At 41.1% G+C, this 1,787-nt stretch carries 1 protein-coding gene; it reads right to left on the bottom strand.

What is annotated here, in order from left to right:
- Positions 1-536: 536 nt before the first annotated feature.
- Positions 537-1,694, bottom strand: a complete 1,158-nt coding sequence (locus R7F07_RS24670; protein ID WP_318110587.1) for a reverse transcriptase domain-containing protein — start codon at positions 1,692-1,694, stop codon at positions 537-539.
- Positions 1,695-1,787 lie beyond the last annotated feature (93 nt).

Raw genomic sequence — 1,787 nt, 5'->3', positions numbered from 1 at the left:
AAAGAGAGAGAGACAGAGAGAGATGCAGGACAGACGGTAATGACAGTAGCTTACAACAACATTAATGAAAGTAATAATATTATCGTTATAGTTCTGGCTACTGTGGTACAATATGTTGAAAGTATGTATTAATATCTGGCAGTATACATGTGTGACAATAGTCATATGTGTATAATAACACTAGAAGTATGAGTAATGACTAATGATGGCAGCAGCAGCAGGAGGCATCTGGCAGGACCACGGCAGCAGCACAACCACACACGTCACGCTGTCCAGGCACCGCTGCGATATGAGTTAATCTGAGAGACAGTGGAGCACAGAGGCTCCGGAGAAGAAGCCGAGTTAGTGACATCCAGAATGGCCGAGTTAGCAAGATGCAGTAATAGAATGCGAGAGAGAGAGAGAGAGAGAGAGAGAGAGAGAGAGAGAGAGAGAGAAGGAGAGAAGGTGCCCGGTGTATTATAGGGGGGTCCTCCAGAAGACTAGGCCTAAGTTAGCCTAACTAGGGGCTGGTACAGGGCAAGCCTGAGCCAGCCCTAACTATAAGCTTTATCAAAGAGGAAAGTCTTAAGTCTAGTCTTAAATGTGGAGACGGTGTCTGCCTCCCGGACCGTAACAGGAAGATGATTCCACAGGAGAGGAGCCTGATAGCTGAAGGCTCTGGCTCCTGATCTACTTTTGGAGACTTTAGGGACCACGAGTAACCCTGTGTTCTCAGAGCGCAGTGTTCTGGTGGGATAATATGGCACTATGAGCTCTCTAAGATATGACGGAGCTTGACCATTTAGAGCTTTATAAGTTAACAGTAGGATTTTAAATTCAATTCTGGATTTTACAGGGAGCCAGTGCAGAGAAGCTAAAACAGGAGAAATATGATCTTGTTTCTTAGTTCCTGTTAGTACACGTGCTGCTGCATTCTGAATTAGCTGGAGAGTTTTTAAGGACTTACTAGAGCTACCTGATAATAGAGAGTTACAGTAATCCAGCCTAGAGGTAACAAAAGCGTGGACCAATTTTTCTGCATCTTTTCGGGTCAGGATAGGCCTAATTTTCGCAATATTACGCAGATGAAAAAATGCAGTCCGTGAGGTTTGTTTTAAATGAGAATTAAAAGACAAATCTTGATCAAATGTTACTCCGAGGTTTCTTACGGTAGTGCTAGAGGCCAGAGCAATGCCATCTAGAGAAACTATGTCATCAGATAAAGAGTCTCTGAGTTGTTTGGGGCCAAGAACAATAACTTCAGTTTTGTCTGAATTTAACATCAGGAAATTGGTGCTCATCCAAGTTTTTATGTCTTTAAGGCAATTATGGAGTTTAGTTAATTGATTGCTTTCTTCTGGCTTCATTGATAAATACAACTGAGTATTATCCGCATAACAATGGAAATTTATAGAGTGATTTCTAATGATGTTACCTAAAGGAAGCATATATAGAGTAAATAGGATTGGTCCGAGCACAGAACCTTGCGGAACTCCAAAACAAACTTTGGTACGTAAGGATGATTCATTATGAACGTCAACAAACTGAAAACGATCAGATAAATAAGATTTAAACCAGCTCAGTGCAGAACCTTTTAGGCCAATTAAGTGTTCCAGTCTCTGCAGTAGAATTTGATGGTCAATAGTGTCAAACGACGCACTAAGATCTAATAAAACAAGTACAGAGACGAGTCCTTTGTCTGAAGCAATCAAAAGATCATTTGTAATTTAAACTAGTGCTGTCTCAGTGCTATGATGCACTCTAAATCCTGACTGAAATTCCTCAAATAAATTATTATCATGGAG

This window comes from Vibrio sp. YT-16 (genome assembly GCF_033337405.1).
Lineage (GTDB): Bacteria > Pseudomonadota > Gammaproteobacteria > Enterobacterales > Vibrionaceae > Vibrio > Vibrio alginolyticus.
This window is presented reverse-complemented; position numbering and strand designations above follow the sequence as displayed.